The sequence below is a fragment of the Parabacteroides sp. AF21-43 genome (genome assembly GCF_003635435.1).
In the GTDB taxonomy this organism is placed as follows: Bacteria; Bacteroidota; Bacteroidia; order Bacteroidales; family Tannerellaceae; genus Parabacteroides; species Parabacteroides distasonis.
Map to the genome: position 1 here is coordinate 1 of NZ_QTMG01000059.1, position 2,961 is coordinate 2,961.

General features: G+C 39.8%; 5 protein-coding genes. All 5 read right to left on the reverse strand.

Annotated elements, in window-relative coordinates:
• Positions 1 to 370: 370 nt before the first annotated feature.
• On the reverse strand, positions 371 to 649 hold the full coding sequence (locus tag DWX84_RS21210; RefSeq protein WP_224201642.1) for a hypothetical protein: 279 nt from the start codon (positions 647 to 649) through the stop codon (positions 371 to 373).
• Between the two features lie 74 nt (positions 650 to 723).
• Positions 724 to 1,047 (reverse strand): hypothetical protein, encoded by a 324-nt coding sequence (locus tag DWX84_RS21215; RefSeq protein ID WP_005868762.1) that lies wholly within the window; start codon positions 1,045 to 1,047, stop codon positions 724 to 726.
• A 29-nt stretch (positions 1,048 to 1,076) separates the two neighbouring features.
• A complete protein-coding gene (locus DWX84_RS21220; protein WP_005868764.1) occupies positions 1,077 to 1,802 on the reverse strand; it encodes an N-6 DNA methylase in 726 nt (241 codons plus the stop codon).
• 15 nt (positions 1,803 to 1,817) lie between these two features.
• Positions 1,818 to 2,081, reverse strand: a complete 264-nt coding sequence (locus DWX84_RS21225; protein ID WP_005868765.1) for a hypothetical protein — start codon at positions 2,079 to 2,081, stop codon at positions 1,818 to 1,820.
• A 56-nt stretch (positions 2,082 to 2,137) separates the two neighbouring features.
• Positions 2,138 to 2,617 carry an LPD28 domain-containing protein gene (locus DWX84_RS21230; protein ID WP_005868767.1) on the reverse strand — a complete coding sequence of 160 codons (480 nt, stop codon included), beginning with the start codon at positions 2,615 to 2,617 and terminating at the stop codon, positions 2,138 to 2,140.
• Positions 2,618 to 2,961 lie beyond the last annotated feature (344 nt).

A 2,961-nucleotide genomic window follows, 5' to 3' on the forward strand; every position in this document is an offset into this window, starting at 1 on the left:
GGGGGGAACGGGTTAGCAACGGACTGCCGGGACAAACGGTAAAAGGAAGGGACTGCAATACGGAAGAAGGAGGTTGTTTCGGCAATGCCGAAGCTCCGGATGATGACCATTGCAATCCCGCCCACGTTTGGAACTTCTCTTTTCTGGTTTGCCCATAATCAGCCGCATAGCGGATGACTACGGGTAAACCGGAAATGAGAACAGTCATTCCGATGAAGGGGAGGGTGGGAAAGAATACTGCGTGAACGCAAATTAATGGGATTACCAGTAACTCCAAGCGTTTTTTGCTACTTTTTTGGGGTGCTTGCCAAAAAGTAGCGGACAGCAAAATACCCTCCCTTCCCTAATCCAAAAGAAGGGAGAATGTGCTTCATTGAAGGTATATAGGTTCCGTTCCCTGATTATAACAATACATAGTGTTATTTCTGAAACCATCAAAGCATATATGAAAATCATCGAAATCCTGTTCCGTGGCCAAACGAACCTTATCACTCAACAAAACCATGCATTGTTTATTGACAGATGTAGCCAAAGAGGTAGTACGTCCCGGCTTTATCTCCAATGCCACCACATAAGAAGTCCTTCGTGGATAGATATACCCAATAATTTCCTCATTGAGTACAACCAAACGAATAACATCTTCATTCAAAACGGGAATATTATTAATTTTGCCCATCATTGTTATAATATAAATCAGTTTATAATCATTAAAATACAATATCATTACAAATGATACCTATAATTTTTATAGGTAAACTTTTCCACCGAGACCACCTCATAAAGATAGTCTTCATGGCAAGAAGCCATTATACAGTTCTCACATTCAAGAATAGGATTTATAACTACACGGAATTTAATAGTGCCGTCCACCAGAACAAACTCCACCCGATTAAAGAACCCTTGTAGAGAATGCCCTTCCTTATCCATCAGACGCACTACTTCACCTGTAAAAACAGCCAATTCCTTAGCCTGCCATTTCGCTTTACGCAAACAACTGTTCGCCGCTTTGACGTTCTCATTCACCTCTTTTGTTCTTATTGCTTTCATACCAAAATCCTTTTTACATATTTATCTTGTCAAAAATCAAAAGTCAGCTGCGTAGCCCTTGCGTTGCTCTGAATCGACCTCTTCAATTCAGAATTATCCTCCATTGCATTTTCAAGTTTCCTAATAAAAGAAGTGTCACCTGCTTCCGTTATCTTTAAAATAGGCAACCATACTCCGGCTATCAGCTGTAAATCTATATGATAACTTCTCCAATGCTGCATTGTCAATGTATTCATCCATGCGACTTCACCGGGTACGCTATTCATCATCAGATTGACAACGGTCATCTTTACACAAATCAAATCTATATCCGAGCCATAACAAAAAAGCCTTCCTCCATCATTCTCTTCCGCACATTTTTTTACAGCGGAAAGTAGCATCCTGCCGGAACCACAGCACGAATCACAGACCGACTGTTTAGGTTTCAGCCTATTTCCCCCCATACATGCCATCAAATCAGCAACGTGTATCGGGGTAAAGAACTGTCCGTTATTCCCATGACTGACACACTCCATGAACATATCTCCCAAGACATCGCAAAATCCTTCCGAATATTCAGACACCCTATAAAACATTTGAACAAAAAGTTCCATTTCATATGGCTTATATCTTTTTTCCACTCTACGATAATCCTCCGCCAACATCCCGACAGACAAATAGTAAAGACAAACATCCAAAAAATCCCGAAAGGCTTCTTCATATCCCCGACTGAAAGCAAGCTTTTCATAAAGTTTCATTATCTCCTTTGGTATCATACTTTTCTGACTTCATTATTCACAACATTCTATATTCCTTGTGCCATAGATTTTATCAAAAGCCGCTTTTATCTCCGAGCGATATTTACAGTCCTTCTCAAAACAAAGTTGTTTTGTCCAAAAATCGAAATCAAAACCATCGGTATTATCAATCGTTACAGAAACATAATCAGTCATACCACTCTGACATACAACCGTATGCCGATTTACACAAAAGTGGTCATTTAAAGCAGTTTCTTTTCGGGTAATGCGTTCTACCATCTTATCTATCCACTTCATACTTATAATATTTTATGTAATTGCCCCATTCCAAGAGGCAGTTACGGTTATACTCATTAAAAATCGTTCTCGTTCAAAAACAGCACATCGCCTTTCATCACCATCCAATTAATCTCACTCAGATGATAGCCACAATGCCCACTCAAAAAAATCTCAATCTCTTCAGTGGTCTGCAATCTCCTGTCTGGGCTTATCACCGCAACATTACCGGAATTACAATCCAATACAGCCAGTTTCTCATAAGCCCACTCACCAAACTGGCAGAACTCGATAAAATTGGTATAGGTTATCCGTATGCTATTGTTTGCATCAAATTCAAGGGGTGACTTTGTAATGAATGAACCTGCATGATTCACCACCACAGAGGGGCTAATCTCTGCCAATGAAGATAAGCTGTCATCCCATCTAATCTCATAAAGGAAAAATCCTTTTGGCAATGAATTGCGGTCTATACGATAACTGGAAAAAAGACCGTCTATCGTTTCATTAATAACTAACTGTTCATAATCTCCTTCTAAATAGTGTACTCGTGACATAACTCGTTGTTTTTTGGGATTGTTAAACTTCTAATTTTATGCTTCAGCTAGATTTAAAGACCTTTTTTTAAAACCCCTTTCCGGGATGGCCTTTTCTTTCTGCCGACTTTTTTTTTGAGCTTTCATGCCCCATCTGAGTTTATGAGCCTTTTTTTTACGGCACACAACAATAAGGAAGGAGGGATTAAGAAAAGTTTTGGACGACAAAAAATGTTGGGGACAGCGAAGCCGTCCGGCGTTATTTTTTTCGGGACAAAGGGCGAAGACCGGAACTCTTTCGTATCCATCCACCGAAATAAATTTGCCGTTCAAAAACAAAGGGTCTCAGATGGGGCTATGAAAAA

Bases quoted from the DNA above. Each gene is read 5' to 3' on its own strand.
- DWX84_RS21215 (WP_005868762.1), bottom strand. From the start codon at position 1,047: ATGAAAGCAATAAGAACAAAAGAGGTGAATGAGAACGTCAAAGCGGCG.
- DWX84_RS21220 (WP_005868764.1), bottom strand. From the start codon at position 1,802: ATGATACCAAAGGAGATAATGAAACTTTATGAAAAGCTTGCTTTCAGT.
- DWX84_RS21225 (WP_005868765.1), bottom strand. From the start codon at position 2,081: ATGAAGTGGATAGATAAGATGGTAGAACGCATTACCCGAAAAGAAACT.
- DWX84_RS21230 (WP_005868767.1), bottom strand. From the start codon at position 2,617: ATGTCACGAGTACACTATTTAGAAGGAGATTATGAACAGTTAGTTATT.